Raw genomic sequence first — 15,982 nt, forward strand, 5'->3', positions numbered from 1 at the left:
CTGCATTTGTACGCGTAAATCAATCACTTCATCAGAATAAGTAATCTATATCATGGCTTTGAAAGCAACTGTATTTAAAATTCAATTAAACATTGCCGATACCGATCGGCACTATTACCAAGATCACCAATTAACCGTTGCCCAGCATCCATCTGAAACCGATGAACGCATGATGGTGCGGTTATTAGCTTTTGCAATGAACGCAAGCGATACATTGGCATTTAGCAAAGGTCTTTGTGTTGACGAAGAACCTGAGCTTTGGGATAAAAGCCTCAGTGGTGAGATTAACCTCTGGATTGAGTTCGGTCAGTCTGATGAGAAATGGCTTCGCAAAGCCGCTGGCAGATCCAAACAAGTTCAACTGTACGCTTATGGCGGGCGTAGCGTACCGATTTGGTGGCAGCAGAACGAGTCTTCGCTTGAACGGTATCAAAACTTGACCGTTTGGAATATCGCCGAGGATTCAGTCAAAGAGATGGCGCAATTGGTGAGCCGCAATATGGAGATCCAATGCTCAATAAGTGATGGTCAAGTGTGGTTATCTAATGCAGAACATAATGTGATGATTGAACCAGAAGTCTTGAAATATGCTGTCATAAATAACGGTTAGCAAATGCATCATTTTTTAAACAAGACAGGGAGCTGATAGCTCCCTGTCTTGTTTTTACAAGATCAACCAAACGCTGTTCCTGTTTGGGCGTGATACTTATCTTTATTTAAAGGTTAACTCCCATGATTCGATGCGACCGGTATCACGACGTGCGCTATCAACGGCTTTCAATTTCCAAGTGCCAGCGGACTCAGTTCCACTCATATCAACGGTATAGGTTTTCACAATATCGTTGGCACTGCCACCACTGTTGTCATGAAGTACAGCCACTTGACCTGCCGGTGAGTGCAACTCGACCTGTAAGTCACCAATATACGTATGGCTAATATCGACTTTAACCGTTACTGAGCCTGAGTCTCCTGTTCTTGTGACGTCAATTGGGCTACTTACACCAGAAGAGCGGTTATCTGGAATGGAGTAGTTATTGTCATTGCGATAAGTCGCTGCACCACCAGTATCGCCTCCACCGGTGTTGCCACCACTTGGCTCAGTAAAGCTTGCCGCGAGACTCGTGCCACTAAAGTCACTGTAGCCTTGGATCATGACATGGTAGGTACCTGCTTGTGGGTTGCTGACTGGGCAGGATTCGGTATTTCCGTTTTTCCACGGGCGGCAGTCATAGCTACTGGTTGTTGGCGCTGCACCATACTGAACGTAGAGATCAGCATCTCCAGAACCACCACTCATTGCAAAATTAAGATCGGTAGCGCCAGCAGGAACCTCTAAGGTAAAGAAGAGTTCATCTCCTTTCGCTCCCGAAAGGTTAGTTTTAGCGATGCCATTTTCAAGCGCTCCATCTCCAGAACCCCCACCTGAACCCGGATCGGTTGGGCCATCACATGATGCATCTAAGTATGCTTTCGCGGCGACAGCATTGACGAGTCCAAATCCAGTCTTGTTGTCACGTCCTGCTGCATCTAAATCTTCAGCAGTTGCAGTGAGTGCCGTACGAACTTGAGAGGCACTACACTCTGTATGGTAGCTCCAAACCAAAGTTGCCACGCCAGACACGTGAGGGGTTGCCATCGAAGTTCCATTATAATATTCATAGTCTTCATTGCTCGTATTGCTGACGGTGGCAGTGTTGCCCACCTGAGCACGAAGCGCTAGCCCTGTCGCTCTATCGACAGAGACAGATACGATTGGAGCGTCACTTGGACCATCAACAAGGAAGGGGTTTTGTAGTCCTGGCAGCGCAGTATTACTAAATACAATGGCTGCTCGTGCACCCGCGTCAGAGCAAGCTTTGACTGCGTCGATCTCTGGATAACTAGAACCCTGATTACCGACACGTTCTACCAAACAAATCTGGTTGCTCATGTTACCGCAATTGAAGCTGCTGCCATTGACCGAACATTCGGCGAGTGTTGCCGTTTCACTGCCATTGATTGGACCATGAATAAAATCAGTGCCAGGTTTGACGTAGCGATTGTGTGGAACAACGCCATTTGCAAAATATGAAACCCCACCCACATTAATGTCTGCGAGACGGCCTTCACCGACTGTAACCGTAGAAAGAACTGCCTCGCCTGGTCCTGAAATTTCAACTTGGTCAGTGAACTGAGAAAATGCAGCATGATCTTTGTTGCTATCGACAGCGGCAACAGACATGACAGCATCATAGGAGGCAGGGTAGCTATGAGTTGAGTTGCCATCGTTACCCGCAGCGGCAATAAGCAGCACTCCGTTATTGGCATGGGCATTCAGCGCATTGCGTTCTGTTGTGCTAGAGCTTGAGCCGCCTAGGCTCATACTGACGACGTTTGAACCATTGGAAACACAGGTGTCAATTGCGGAAACGAGCGAAGAAGAGTAACCCCAACCACTTTCATTAAATACTTTAATAATATGGATATTAGCATTTTGATTTGGCATCACACCCACAACGCCTTCGGTGTTATTGATCGCAGCTATCGTTCCTGCGACATGTGTACCATGGGCATTATTATTGCCAGGATCGAACCAGTTTCCTGTGCCAGAATTGTTGGTGCCAGTGACATTATTGCCACTGAGGTCGTTGTGGCTGCGGTCATAACCAGAATCAATAATGCATATGGTCCGGTTTCCAGTGAGGCTGTCACTCAGTGACGTAGCACCGACGTAGCTTTGTCCCCAAGGTGTTGTTTCAGAAAGGAGACGCCGTGGTACATCCTCTTCAACATACTCGACATCTGCTCTGAGACGTAGGTCTCGAATGCCTTTCGAATCAAGCTTTGTTGTATAACTGTTGCTCCGGCCAATTCGCTTCATTTCTCTCGCTTTTACACTATTAAGCGCACGGTGATGGCCATAAACTTCAACCGTTTGTGGGATATAGTTAACGGAGCTATCAGATTGCACTTCAGACTGGGATGCTGTGGCTAGATTCGGGTTATTTCTAAATTTGACGATGTAGCGCTTAGGTAGTGGGGATTGTTGTGATTGGAATTGACCGCTTCTTAGTTCTGGTGCTAGATTCGGTGCGGCATGTACACTTGCAGAGACAGCAAGTGCGACACTTGAAAGGCTTAAAACCTTTGCTGTTTTATTGAATAAACTCATACTTATCTTCCGTGTTGTCATTTAAATAGAAACTTTCTAATTTTTGCAATGGCGGCATTCAGAGGAACCAATATTCTCTGAACAGGCCTATCGAAGTTAGAGGTGTGTTTTTGTTTTGTAAATGAAATGTTAATTGTCGGTCGTGCGGTAAAGTGTTGATATATTCACCAGTCTTAATTCGACTATTTATTCATTAATTGATGTTATATTTCTACTCAAACTCTATCTGTGTGATTTTTTAGGTGAACATCTTGCGTATTTATGCGTCAGCCGATCTCCCTTGATTAAAATTATTTTATCTTTATGCTTGATTAAGTATTTGTTTAGATGTGCTTTTTTGTGCCCCGGCGTCAATGTTAACTTTTTATTCCTTCTGGTTATAAGTTATTCCCTTATGCCTTTTTATGACTGAGTTACGGTACGCTATGCAGTTTTTATTCAGTTTTATAAATCGAGTTGTTCATTTCATGACACTTGCCAAGAATTTGGCGGCATCAGATAAAGTGAGGTCAGTTCAGAACGTTGAGGAATATCAGTAAGGAAGCGAAACAGGGAGCGTGGAGAGTATAAGCTGGCAGCAAAAATAGTGCTCAGTGATGCTTACACATCGTTTGAGTTCGGTTTGCTTTGGGAGAGGACTGCGCATAAAAAAAGCCACTCTAAGAGTGGCTCATCGTTCTGCTACGCACGACTAGTTGGTCGCTGTTCTTTGCTGTTTATGCTGGATAAGTGGTACAAACCCACCGCCATTATACGATTGTTCAAAACCAGCATTCAGTAAGTCTTGATTTGCAATACCGCTACGGCGACCGCTACGGCAATACACCACTATCGGAGTCTTTTTATCAATCTTATAATGGCTTACGCCTTGTAAGATTTGTTCAAATGGGATGTTAATAGCATTTTCAATATGACCCCGCGCGAATTCAGCTGGCGTTCTTACATCAATTAATACTGCACCTGCTTCAATCTTTGCCCACGCAACATTAGCGTCTTTGCCTGTTGTTGCTTGAACATTTGTCGCAACAAGTACACAAAGTAGCAGGCCAAATTTGATCAATTGATTTTGGATCCCCGAAAATCTAGATAACACGTTGACTCCTTAATGATTTAAAACATACCTAACTTTGCGCAAGCTCGGCTTCTGTTTTCATTCCTAACTTCCGCATTATCATAGATGCTGGACAGAATCCTGTAAATGAACTCTGAAATAAATTGGCTCCAACAAATGCAGTGAACCAAATGAAGTTAGGGTGGACGTATACGGTAAGTATAAGCGACAGCATTATCATAAAACCTGCAAATGCCATGGTTGCGCGTTCAGTTGACATAATAAATCTCCTTATGAATGAGATGGGGTAAATTGTTTTTTCATGACTGCGTAATACAGAACAGGAATGACGACAAGGGTGAGTATGGTCGAGATGAATATGCCAAAAATCAGGCTAATAGCGAGCCCGTTAAATATGGGATCATCAAGGATAAATAGGGCGCCTATCATCGCCGCAAAAGCGGTCAACATAATTGGCTTCGCTCTGACAGCACCTGAGTTTATTACCGCTTGCTCAAATGGCATGCCGGCTTGGGTTTGCTGGTTAATAAAGTCGACTAACAAGATGGAGTTTCGCACAATAATGCCGGCAAGTGCGATCATGCCAATCATTGAGGTGGCAGTAAATTGAGCGCCTAATAATGCATGCCCAGGCATGACCCCAATAACCGTGAGAGGAATTGGCGCCATGATGATCAGTGGCACAATGTAAGAGCGAAACTGAGCGACGACGAGCAGGTAAATCGCGATCATGCCGACAGCATAAGCAATGCCCATATCACGAAAAGTTTCATAAGTTATTTTCCATTCACCATCCCAAAGCACTGCAACTTCGTTCAGGCCTGTGGGCTGTTCGATGTAATATTGGTTGAATTTCAATTTGTCGCGTATATCTCCAACCATATTGAACATACCGTATAGTGGGCTATCGAGCTTCCCAGCCATGTCTGCGACAACCATGACCATCGGGATCATGTTCTTATGAATGATTGGTGCATCTATCGTGCCTCTGCTGATTTGCACAAGCTCAGTGATGGCGATTGCATATCCTGAGCGGTTTAGCAGTTTAAGGTTCAGGACTTGCTCAAAATCCATTTTTGCAGCTTCAACAAGCGATAGGCGTATCGGTACAGGTTCTTTTTGCTGTTGAATGTGCAAGTAGCTAACATCCTTACCGCCGATAGAAGTTGCAATTAAATTGACGATACTTTCATAAGCTATCCCTTCGATACTTGCTCGACTTCGATCAATTTTCACGACCCATTTTTCTTGCTCAAAGGGAAGGTAGATATCAATATCAATTAAATCAGCTGTTTGCCTAAATGTCTCTTGGAGTGCATTTGCTGCTTGTTGTCTGATCTCATGGGTTGGGCCATAGACTTCAGCCAAAATAGGTGACCAAACTGGTGGCCCCGGCGGTACTTCAATCACTTTGACATTTGCGTGGTGGCGCAAACCAATTTCTTGTAATTGGGGGCGAATTGCTAAAGCGATTTGATGGCTATCTCGCTCACGCTCAGATTTATTGACTAAGTTAACTTGAATATCACCGAGCTCCGCTGAGTTACGTAAAAAGTAGTGGCGGACGAGGCCGTTAAAATTCATGGGTGCACTTGTGCCAGCATAAAGCTGTAAATTATCGACCTCATCTACTTGATGTAGAGATAGAGACAACTCTTTTAGTACTTTCTGTGTTTGCTCAACGGGTGTTCCTTCTGGCATATCTACGATGATTTGTAGTTCGGATTTATTGTCAAAAGGCAGCATTTTGAGTACGACCAATTGCAAAGCCGGTAACGCTACGGCAATACCGATACAGGCGACAATGCCAATAGTGAGCATGGCTCGAGCTTTGCGCGCATGTTGCCCGATTAAAAATGGGCTGATGAGCGTTTGAAAGATACGGTTCATCGGGTTGCCAGTTGGGGCCCGCTTTTCAGCGGTTGGTTCAGGATGCGCTTTCAATAAGCGCTGGCTTAACCAAGGCGTAATGACAAATGCGATAACTAAAGAAATGAGCATTCCCATGCTTGCGTTAATCGGAATGGGACTCATATATGGTCCCATCAAGCCTGAAACAAATGCCATGGGCAACAAGGCTGCAATGACGGTAAAGGTTGCGAGTATGGTCGGCCCACCCACTTCATCAACCGCGATAGGTATCAGTTCAGAAAGTTTACGTTTGCCCAGAACCATATGTCGGTGAATGTTCTCAACAACCACAATTGCATCGTCAACCAAAATTCCGATTGAGAATATGAGCGCAAATAAAGAGACGCGATTTAGGGTAAACCCCCACGCCCAAGATGCGAATAAAGTAATTGCCAATGTAATGATGATAGCAATGCCTACAACCACAGCTTCTCGTGCACCCATAGTCAATAAAACGAGTAAAACCACCGCGGCAGTCGCAAATATGAGTTTAAAAATGAGAGTGTTGGACTTGTCAGCTGCTGTTTTTCCATAGTTTCTGGATATCGTGACTTCGATATCTTTAGGAATCAACACATTGTCAATTTGCTCTAATCGAGTGATGACATCATCAGCGACATTAACGGCATTTTCTCCCGCTTGTTTGCCAATCGCTATGGTGACTGCTGGATATATATTTTCTTTGTTACTGTGCCAAACGCCTTCTGATGGAATATCAGACTTTAAGCTGATTTCCGCAATGTCTTCGAGGAACACAGGAACACTATGTCCTGAGTCGCTTTGTTTGATGGCTACGACGAGTTGTTTTACATCATCGAGGGTTTGTAAGAACTGACCTGCCTGTACCTTAATTTCTTGATTATTCTGTACTAAAGAGATCTCTGGTGAAACATGGTTGTGATTATGGAGCACGCTCGATATCGCGTCGAAGGTGACCCCATAGAAATTCATTTTTTCTGGATTCATCCGAACATTGAGCACAAGTTCATGTTTGCCGAGCGTATAGATCTCTTTTGTACCAGGAATACGCTTAATTTCAGTTTCTAAACCATGGGCTACATGGGTCAATTGCTCTGCGGAAATTGCTGGATTTTTAGACCATAGAGTAAGGCTCACAATTGGAACGTCATCAATACCACGTGGTTTGATCAAAGGTTGACCCACACCAGCCCCTGAAGGTAAACGGTCCATATTGGAATATAGCTGATTATAGAGTTTTACTATGGCTTCATTGCGGGGAACACCTACATCAAAAATGGCAATAATGAGGGCACCACCGGGTTGAGAAAAGGAGTAGAGGGTATCTATTCCTTTGATTTCAGAAATAACCTGTTCAGCAGGAAAAGTCACTAAACTTTCTATTTCGGCGGGAGTGGCACCAGGGTAAGGAATAAAAACATCGGCGAAGGTGACATCAATTTGGGGCTCTTCTTCTTTTGGTGTAACTAAAACCGCGAATAACCCGAGTAGCAGACCAAGAATGGCGAGCAAAGGGGTGAGCGCATTACTTTGGAATTTCTGAGCGATTTTTCCCGATATGCCGAGTTTGGCTGCAGAATCTTGGCTTGAATGATTGTCCTGGCTCATTTGCAGTTACTCTTTGGTGTCAGCGTATTGAGGATGCAATAAAGCGTCATAAGCGTTTGAGGCGATCACATCGCCGTCAACGAGGCCTGATAAGACTTCAACTTGATCGTTTAGATGCCGACCAATGCGAATTTGACTGAGGACAAATTTTCCATTGAGCTGTAGATAAACACCACTGACTTCATTGGCGTATACCAACGCAGACTTTGGAATATATATGGATTGGTAACGCCCATGAATAAAGCTTGCTTTTGCCCACTGTCCTGGTGAAACCCCTGATTGGTTTGCTGGTATTTTTATTCTTACTTGGTAGCTAAGTGTGTGTGGATCTGCAAATTCAAAGATAGTGATATCCCTTGTTGAGAGTTGTTCGCCATTGGCTAACTCCAACAACATAGAGGGATGCTCTTTTAGAGCCTGGATATGTTTTTGAGGGACATGGGTAACCGCGCGGAGTTGGTTCGTTGCATAGCCACTCATGAGTGCTTGACCAGAATTTACGGTTTCACCAACTTCTACATGGCGCTTTGTGACGATACCCGAGAAAGGTGCGGTAACAATGGTATAATTTTCAGAAGCTTGTGCGTGTACGAGTTGTGCCTGCGCTGCTTTAACAGCCTGTTCGCTGGATTTTGCATTGGCGATGGCGTCATCCATCGCGCCTTGTGAAATTGCTCCTTGAGGGAAGAGTTCTTGATATCGTTGTAGTTGCAGTTGGGCTTGACGGTTGACTGCATTAGTTTTTGCAAGCTGTGCAGAAGCATTCGCCACTTGTGCACTTTGTTCTGTGGCGGTGATTTCTAACAGTGCTGAGCCTTCAGTGACGCGATCATTGATGTCGTAGTTCAGTTTAAGAATGCGACCATGGGTTTGTGCCGAAACAGTCGCGGCTTTCACTGGTTCTAGTTTTGCGTCTAATGTGATTCGATAATCGTAGTCTTGCTTTGATACGGTTGTCGTTACTATTTGGCTTGGTTTTGGTTGGATGGATTCAACTGTTGAGGCCTCAGCTGTCGCGCCTTGTATTCCAAATAGCCATAGCAGTAATGCTGTTCGTCTGCGCATGTTCACACTCACTTCTTATTTAATAAGAAAATTCTAATGGAATGTGATCAGGGATTCAAGCATTCATTAGACAAAATTAATTTATAGGTGATAAAGAGATGATGCATGTTTATTTTAATAACATGCAATTTGTTGCTTTTATTCACTTTTTTCTGTTGCCCGCAATAGGTGCTGACAATTAAATTTTGTTTATTGAGCTTGACTAAGCAGTGCAGCTGCAATCCGGTGATGGTGTGAATGAGCCCGAGTTTGAAGAGGGGGACCATGAGTTTTCATGGGGTTGATCTGCGTGAGAAATCAAAGTATGGCGGGGGAGTGCAGCAGCAATGCGCTTGAGCGTAGAGTGACATTATTTCGAAAGGGAAGATTGAAAGTCATCTTTCCCTCAGATAGCGATTGCCACTCATAAAGTGCTTTAAGTGGTTCTGTTTCGGTGTCGTTGATAGAGCCGCGGATTCATCAGCATGATGTGTATTATTTATTTGTAACACTTTTAAATGACCGTGGCTTTGCTTAACCAATGCTGCATTTCTGCCGCTGTGATGGGTTTACTGTACAAATAGCCCTGAGCTTGATGACAGCCATTTTGCGATAGTATTTTGGCTTGCTCAAAGGTTTCGACACCTTCAGCGATCACGCTTAAATTCATCGCATTGGCAAGTGCGATAATTGAAGCGATAATCACTTGACTATCAGTGTCCTGCACTAAATCAAATACAAATGAGCGATCGATTTTTAATTTAGTGATCGGTAATTTCTTTAGATAGTTGAGTGAGGAATACCCCGTACCAAAGTCATCGATTGCGATTTCAATTCCCATCGCTTGTAATTGTGCCAACTGCTTTATATGTTCGTCGGCTTTACTCATGACAAAATCTTCTGTGATTTCTAATTCTAAAGCATGTGGCGTGAATCCAGTTTTAGTGATTGCTTGTTCGACAATTTGATTAAATCGACCATGACGAAGCTGCATACCCGCAACATTCACTGCGATTCTGCCAAAGTCTAAGCCCAGATCATGCCATGCTTTCCCTTGTTCGCAGGCCTGATGTAGAACCCAATTACCGATATCCCAAATGAGACCGAGTTGCTCTGCGAGCGGGATAAAGACTGCTGGCGAGACTTGTCCAAGCTCTGGGTGTCGCCATCTCAATAAGACCTCAATACCTAGGCAAGTGGCGTGATTTAGATCCATTTGGGGTTGAAATACAAGCGAGAATTCGTTTCGATTTAATGCACCTCTCAGTGCATTTTCGATTACGTTTTGTTCTTCGATGTCTTGTGTGCTGAGCTCACTAAATAATGCTGATTGATTGCGGCCTTGCTGCTTAGATTTGTACATGGCTGTATCGGCATTATGGATTAATTGTGAGGGTGTTTGGCCATCATTTGGATATAAGCTAACTCCTATGCTAGCGGTAACAAACAATGCATGTTTTTCAATATAGAATGGTGTTGCAAATGCTGCAGAAAGGCGTTGAGTCGCGGTTTCAACGTCTTGGCTGCTTGTGGTATTTTCCAAAATGGCCACAAATTCATCACCGCTGACTCTTGCAATTGTATCTTCTTCACGAATGCAGTCTTTCAATCGACCGGCTACAGCGACAAGTAGTGCATCACCCGCGCTGTGACCTAGGCTATCATTGATGTTTTTGAACCGGTCGAGGTCGATAAATGCAACTGCCAGTCGACTTTGGCTTCTTTTGGCTCGGTTTAAACTTTGCTCTAGGCGTGCACTGAGCAATAGGCGGTTGGGTAGATGGGTTAAGTTATCGTGATGAGCCAAAAACTCCAGTCTTTCTGATGTTCTTTTGTAGAAGCTCATATCGCGAATTACGCTCACATATCTTTCCGGCGTATTGTTTCCTGTGGTAACCGCATTAATCGTCGCCCAAATGGGAAGCAACGACCCATCTTTACATTGAGTTACAAGCTCACCTCGCCAAGAGAGATCTTGCTCCAGAGTATGGTGTACGCTATCAATGTCGAATGTAGCCGGTGCTTGGCGGGTAAATAGTGATAACGTGGGCAGCCCAATTAGGTTTTGTTTTTGGTAACCGGTCATATTGATAAATGCTTGGTTAACATCAACAATTTTGTTTTTATTGTCTGAAATAATTACGCCTTCAACTGTGGACTGATATACGGTCGCAGATAAGCGCAACTCTTCTTCTATCGATTTTCTTTCAGTGATATCTCGCTGAACAGCAACGACACCGGCTTGTTTGCCAGAGCGAGAGTAAAAGGGGAAGTACCTCACTTCGATATCGCGCTTACTCCGATTCGCGTCATAAAAAAGTCGCTCAAATACAACAACCTCACCTTGCATCGCACGTTTATAGTGCGGCAAATAGTCGTGATAGGCGTGTTCGCCAATAATATCTCGAGTGAATGCGCCAATGACCTGCTTGTGGGTTTTATTGACCAATTTGAGGTAGCTTTGGTTGGCGGCAAGATAAGCATGCTTGTCATCGATAACGGCTAACATGTCTGTTGATGCCGTAAATACTTGTGCGTATAGGTTTATTTCTTGCTCAGCTTTAATTCTGTCAGTGATGTCGTGGATGACACTAAATAGCAATGGCTGATTTTGGACTTGGATTGGACTTGAAAATACCTCGACATCACGAATATTACCGTTAGCGAGCTTGTGTTTAAAAATGAAGTAGTTTCGTTTACAGCTTTTGGCCCGAGACATCTCTTGTTTGATCTCTTGTGGTGAAAGCTGGTTGAGTGCCATGATATTGAATTGGGTGAGACCTTTGCTGTATCCATAATAAGCTTCGGCGGCTCGATTAGCCGATACAATTTGCCCCGTTTCTGGCGAAATGATGAGCATCGGAACCGTGGCTTCATTGAACAAATTTTGATAAAGCTCAGTTGTATTCGAGCTGAGTTGCTTTGGGTACATATTTACTCCACCATCAAACACAACGATTGGGACGAAAACGCATCTTTGAATCGATATACTTGGATTAGTCTTTCAAGTAGTAGGTTAAGGTTGAGACAACACGAACTCGCTTCATATGGGGGGTATTGCTGTCTCGGTCATTGATACTAAATTGTCCTTGGCTCGCTCGTTTAATTTTTCCTAACTTGGATTCAGAATCTTTTGCGAACTTCTCTGCGACTTGGCGACCATTTTGCGTGGCGAGTTGTACCATTTGCGGTTTGATTTCGTTGAGCTTGGTAAACAAAAATTCAGTGCGGCCATCATAATTTTGAGTCGTAATGGCGATACCGTCTTTGGCAAGTTCGATGATACGTGTGCGAGTGGCAAGCAGCAGATCTACTTGCTCGGTATAAACACTAACTGTGACTTTCGCTGCGTAGCGGAAGCGTACGTTGGGGTTTACATAGCCTTGAGCTTGTCTATCTTCGATTGAGGGGAGCGACAGTGTGATCTCACTTCGGTGAAACCCCTGATGATTCAAAAACTCGACCACACGTTCGGTTTTCTCTTGTGCGGTTTGGTAGAGAGCCGTTAAATCATTATCGACTTGAATAAATTGAATTGGCCAGATGGCGATATTGGCTTTTACTTCACGTTCAGCGAGGCCTTTCACGGTCACCGTTCGCTCTAGGGCTTTCATGTCTATGACGGCGTTGCTTGTCGTCACGCCAAAAGTGATGATTCCAAAGCTGATTAAACCACCCAAAATAAGCGCTGCGATGCTTTTTGATTTATCCATAAATCTTCCCTGCAAAAAGATGTAAGTTATTGCTTAATATAGATCCTGCAATAGATGATTTATATCAACAATAACCCTATAAATATAGCGGGTTTCAAATAAAATAAAATAGGAAGAAAGGTTTTATATTCATTTGAGCGACGCTCAAATGTTGAGGAGATAAAAAAGGCCGCAATTAAGCGACCTTTTTATTCATTTCAGCATTTCAAATAACGCCATCCTCATACTGAGCATGTTGAAATACCGATGATTGCAGATAGCGTTAGAAACTTGAGCTATATTGCAGTGAATAATATACAGCGTCAGAGCGTGTGTGAGCGCTGATATCACCAACAATTGCGCTATTCTCAATAACTGTAGCATCTTCGCCACGAACAACAGCTAAACCGAAGTCAATGCTTGCTTTCGGTGTCATTGCATAACTAAAGCCAGCAGTGTACCAAGTACGGTCTGAATCTGGAATTGAGATCGAGCTAATTTCACCAGCAACCGCTTGGTCTTTCATTATGCCAGCGCGCGCAGTGAATTTGTCATTGATTGTATAGGTACCGCCGACGCTGAATAACCAAGAATCTTCCCACTGGTATACTTTCAGAGGCGCTTCATCGACAATCACATTTCCAGCAACAGAGCCTTCATTGACGGTAATTTGATCAAAATCACCCCAAGTAGTCAGTTGCGCTGTGTAGTGAACCGCGAATTTTTCATTCAGCTGATGGAAGCCCGCAAATTGCATAATATCTGGCAGTGGGATAACAATCTCATCGAAAGAAACAACAGCGCCAAGCTGAGTGTTTAGCGTATCGATATCACCTTCAGCTTTAAATTCTGGGCTAAAGCGGTAGCTGAATCCAAGGCGGTTGTTTGCGTCAATTTCGTACGTCGCGCCAACAATACCACCAAAGCCAATGCCGTCAGCATCAACGTCAACAAGGTTTGCCGGTACAACAGCGCCACCAGGGCCAATAGGTAAGTTACCTTCACGCGTTAAAGTGCCTTGGCCGTAGACTAAATCAATACCGGCACCAACACTGAACTGCTCGTTAATGCGGTAAGAAACACTGGCATTGAAGTTCATTGTGGTCACTTCAGTGTTTCCAAGCAAATCAACCGGTGCAGGAATTGGGTCGCCAGTGACAGGGTGATTAATTGTGCTATTGGCTAAAGAACCCGCATCGGTCCCTGTTGCAAAGTTAGTGAATGCGCCAATACCAAATGCAAACTTATCGTTTATGGGTTGGATATAGTAAAAGTTAGGAATGAACTTATTTGTACCAGCGCTATTAACACTGCCATAACCATTTTCAGGAGGCATCCCAACGAGTTCGATATCTTTCACTGAGATATCGATATCGATGTATGACAGACCTACCGAGTATGAGGTTTCGTCAAATAGAGCCATTGCAGCAGGGTTACGAGATAAAACAGAGGCGTTGTCTGCAATCACGGCGTCGCCAGCGAAAGCACGACCAAATCCAGTGGCTGATTGACTATTAGATTGAAATCCTGAAGCCATGGTTTGTGAGCTGACTAGAGCAATTGATACAGCAAGTAAAGTCTTATTGAAGTACTTCATCATTATCTTCTCTTTTTTTGTGGTTCTCGCATTTGTAGTTTTTGGTGGCTTTCCTTGCCGCAAGAACTTATTAGACCAGTGCATATTAGGGAGCAGGAGTTAGCTCAACAACTCCGACCAGTTGTAAATTTTTGTTAATGAAATGTAGATCTCGTTTTTTGATTAGAGTGATTATTCAGGCGTATTAAAATCAATGGTCTAAAACCGAATATGGCTCTACACCTAGCTTTCAGAGAGGTAAAATAGAGCTAAGGCTCTAATGTTGCGGTGGTGTTAAATTGGGGTGGTTGCAAAAGTTTTTCTAAAACCTCAAAAGCGTACGCGTGTACGCTTTTGAGGTTTTCAGTGTTGAATGTCACAAGTTAAGCAATAGCGCTCTTGGCTTCGCAAAGTTAGTGTGAGCAGCGCCTTTGGCGAGACCTCCAAATACAAGGTGAAATGTTGGATTTTGTGAGTTGATGATTATAGGTGGTTCAGTTGTCGTCAAATGCTTCGACTTTTGGCAGGCTGTTGCCGTCGCTTGTGATTACTGATTTAGCGGAAGTTATTGGGTGGGAGATTAAATAGGTACAAAAACAAAAAAGATCACCGCAGTGATCTTTTTAAGCTTTAAGTTTGGCAACTTTAGCTGCGTCTATATAAAGGTGTTAATAATTTCCTTTTTTACATACTCAAGATCTTCTTCTTGCTCTGCAACTGCAAGCATGTATGCATCGTTTGCTTCAAAGCCCATACCTTTGTAGTTTTCATCAGCAAAGGATTCTTCCAACATAAAGCGCTTTTCAGCTGGCACGACAAATAAAGTGACTTTGCCTTGTTGGCCTTCCATAACGAGGTGAATACTCTTTACACCTTGAAAATCACAATAAGTGGTATAGAAAACTTCACCCGGTTGCTGTGTAAAACGGCTATTTTCTAAGCCTTTCAGCGAAGCGAGTTGAACATTTACATCCTTAAAGCTGACGTTTTGATCCGCAGTCATTGCTTCATCTTCGTGGTAAACATGCGCTAATGCGTGATCACCTAGATCTACAGGGGCAAGTCTCAATAAACTAAAACTAATACCCGCAACAAACGCGACAGATGCCGCCATAGCGACCATGAAACCGGTTTTCTTGCGTTGGCTATGATGATGCGTTAATTGTTGACGTAAAATCAGTTTGTCAGACAAGTCGTCTGGGACATCAACTTTTAAGGCTTGTTCTAGTTTTGCATCGAGAAACTTTAAGTCGTTGACGAATTCTTCTCGGCTTGAATCTTCATTTATTGCTGCCAAAAACTCAGGATCTTGGCTTTGTGGCTCACCATAAGCGTGGCGGCGAAACTTTAGCTCATCCATTGGCTTGACCTCTCACTTCTGTTGTATCTAAAACGTCTTTTAGCTGGTTGCGCGCCCGAAACAGTCGAGTCATTACCGTATTCCGGTTTAGATCCAAAAGTTCTGCGATTTCTTCACCGCTAAATCCGCCAATAATTTGCAAAAGTAAAGGTTCACGATACTCGGCGTCTAGCTTGCCAATTTGTCTGCGTAGCAGATACTGTTCGGTATGTTCCTCATTGCTACTTGAGAAAACATCAACCAATTGTTCCTGCTCAACATCTGAGTAATCAAATTGCTTCCGTTCAAACCGTCTTGCGTTTTCTCGGCGAAGGATTGTGATTAACCACGCTTTTGCTGCTTTGTCGTCTTTTAAAGAATCTAAAGACTTCCAAGCTCGCAAAAAGGTCTCTTGAGTTATATCTTCAGCAACGTGTTTATCTCCACACAACCAGAAGGCATAGCGGTAGATATCTGCGTGCAGAGCCCTGACAAGGCTATTGTATCGTCGTTGTTTACTTAGCATGTCAGAATTGACCGTGGTACTCTTATTTTTATTTCGCCATTGATCAAACATTTTTCATTCTAATTGATATATGTATGTTTATTA

The 15,982-nt window shown here is 43.6% G+C and carries 11 protein-coding genes; 1 reads left to right on the forward strand and 10 read right to left on the reverse strand.

Annotation, left to right across the window (positions count from 1 at the left end; translation table 11 throughout):
• Positions 1 to 52: 52 nt before the first annotated feature.
• On the forward strand, positions 53 to 610 hold the full coding sequence (locus IEY18_RS10635) for a YaeQ family protein (RefSeq protein WP_188920620.1): 558 nt from the start codon (positions 53 to 55) through the stop codon (positions 608 to 610).
• 102 nt (positions 611 to 712) lie between these two features.
• Here the strand turns inward: IEY18_RS10635 and IEY18_RS10640 are convergent, their stop codons facing one another.
• The 10 genes from IEY18_RS10640 to IEY18_RS10685 all read right to left on the reverse strand — a co-directional run bounded on the left by IEY18_RS10640 (position 713) and on the right by IEY18_RS10685 (position 15,949).
• Positions 713 to 3,151: a S8 family serine peptidase gene (locus IEY18_RS10640; protein ID WP_188920622.1), complete on the reverse strand. Its 2,439-nt coding sequence runs from the start codon at positions 3,149 to 3,151 to the stop codon at positions 713 to 715.
• A 691-nt stretch (positions 3,152 to 3,842) separates the two neighbouring features.
• Entirely contained in the window at positions 3,843 to 4,244 is a 402-nt protein-coding gene (locus IEY18_RS10645) for a rhodanese-like domain-containing protein (RefSeq protein ID WP_229779824.1), read from the reverse strand.
• Positions 4,245 to 4,272: 28 nt separating this feature from the next.
• On the reverse strand, positions 4,273 to 4,482 hold the full coding sequence (locus IEY18_RS10650; RefSeq protein WP_188920624.1) for a YgaP family membrane protein: 210 nt from the start codon (positions 4,480 to 4,482) through the stop codon (positions 4,273 to 4,275).
• Positions 4,483 to 4,493: 11 nt separating this feature from the next.
• Positions 4,494 to 7,721 (reverse strand): efflux RND transporter permease subunit, encoded by a 3,228-nt coding sequence (locus IEY18_RS10655; protein ID WP_188920626.1) that lies wholly within the window; start codon positions 7,719 to 7,721, stop codon positions 4,494 to 4,496.
• A 6-nt stretch (positions 7,722 to 7,727) separates the two neighbouring features.
• Entirely contained in the window at positions 7,728 to 8,786 is a 1,059-nt protein-coding gene (locus IEY18_RS10660) for an efflux RND transporter periplasmic adaptor subunit (RefSeq protein WP_188920628.1), read from the reverse strand.
• A gap of 493 nt (positions 8,787 to 9,279) precedes the next feature.
• Positions 9,280 to 11,697, reverse strand: a complete 2,418-nt coding sequence (locus IEY18_RS10665; RefSeq protein WP_188920630.1) for an EAL domain-containing protein — start codon at positions 11,695 to 11,697, stop codon at positions 9,280 to 9,282.
• Between the two features lie 64 nt (positions 11,698 to 11,761).
• Positions 11,762 to 12,478 carry an SIMPL domain-containing protein gene (locus IEY18_RS10670; RefSeq protein WP_188920632.1) on the reverse strand — a complete coding sequence of 239 codons (717 nt, stop codon included), beginning with the start codon at positions 12,476 to 12,478 and terminating at the stop codon, positions 11,762 to 11,764.
• 262 nt (positions 12,479 to 12,740) lie between these two features.
• On the reverse strand, positions 12,741 to 14,054 hold the full coding sequence (locus IEY18_RS10675; protein WP_188920928.1) for an OmpP1/FadL family transporter: 1,314 nt from the start codon (positions 14,052 to 14,054) through the stop codon (positions 12,741 to 12,743).
• A 634-nt stretch (positions 14,055 to 14,688) separates the two neighbouring features.
• On the reverse strand, positions 14,689 to 15,393 hold the full coding sequence (locus IEY18_RS10680; protein WP_188920634.1) for a DUF3379 domain-containing protein: 705 nt from the start codon (positions 15,391 to 15,393) through the stop codon (positions 14,689 to 14,691).
• A complete protein-coding gene (locus tag IEY18_RS10685; RefSeq protein ID WP_188920636.1) occupies positions 15,386 to 15,949 on the reverse strand; it encodes a sigma-70 family RNA polymerase sigma factor in 564 nt (187 codons plus the stop codon). The genes IEY18_RS10680 and IEY18_RS10685 overlap by 8 nt, the downstream gene beginning before the upstream one ends.
• Positions 15,950 to 15,982 lie beyond the last annotated feature (33 nt).

The sequence above is a fragment of the Shewanella gelidii genome, from assembly GCF_014647855.1.
In the GTDB taxonomy this organism is placed as follows: Bacteria; Pseudomonadota; Gammaproteobacteria; order Enterobacterales; family Shewanellaceae; genus Shewanella; species Shewanella gelidii.

Coding starts and splice junctions, on each gene's coding strand:
- IEY18_RS10675 (WP_188920928.1), bottom strand. CDS start 14,054: ATGAAGTACTTCAATAAGACTTTACTTGCTGTATCAATTGCTCTAGTC.
- IEY18_RS10680 (WP_188920634.1), bottom strand. CDS start 15,393: ATGGATGAGCTAAAGTTTCGCCGCCACGCTTATGGTGAGCCACAAAGC.
- IEY18_RS10655 (WP_188920626.1), bottom strand. CDS start 7,721: ATGAGCCAGGACAATCATTCAAGCCAAGATTCTGCAGCCAAACTCGGC.
- IEY18_RS10660 (WP_188920628.1), bottom strand. CDS start 8,786: ATGCGCAGACGAACAGCATTACTGCTATGGCTATTTGGAATACAAGGC.
- IEY18_RS10670 (WP_188920632.1), bottom strand. CDS start 12,478: ATGGATAAATCAAAAAGCATCGCAGCGCTTATTTTGGGTGGTTTAATC.
- IEY18_RS10665 (WP_188920630.1), bottom strand. CDS start 11,697: ATGTACCCAAAGCAACTCAGCTCGAATACAACTGAGCTTTATCAAAAT.
- IEY18_RS10650 (WP_188920624.1), bottom strand. CDS start 4,482: ATGTCAACTGAACGCGCAACCATGGCATTTGCAGGTTTTATGATAATG.
- IEY18_RS10635 (WP_188920620.1), top strand. CDS start 53: ATGGCTTTGAAAGCAACTGTATTTAAAATTCAATTAAACATTGCCGAT.
- IEY18_RS10640 (WP_188920622.1), bottom strand. CDS start 3,151: ATGAGTTTATTCAATAAAACAGCAAAGGTTTTAAGCCTTTCAAGTGTC.
- IEY18_RS10685 (WP_188920636.1), bottom strand. CDS start 15,949: ATGTTTGATCAATGGCGAAATAAAAATAAGAGTACCACGGTCAATTCT.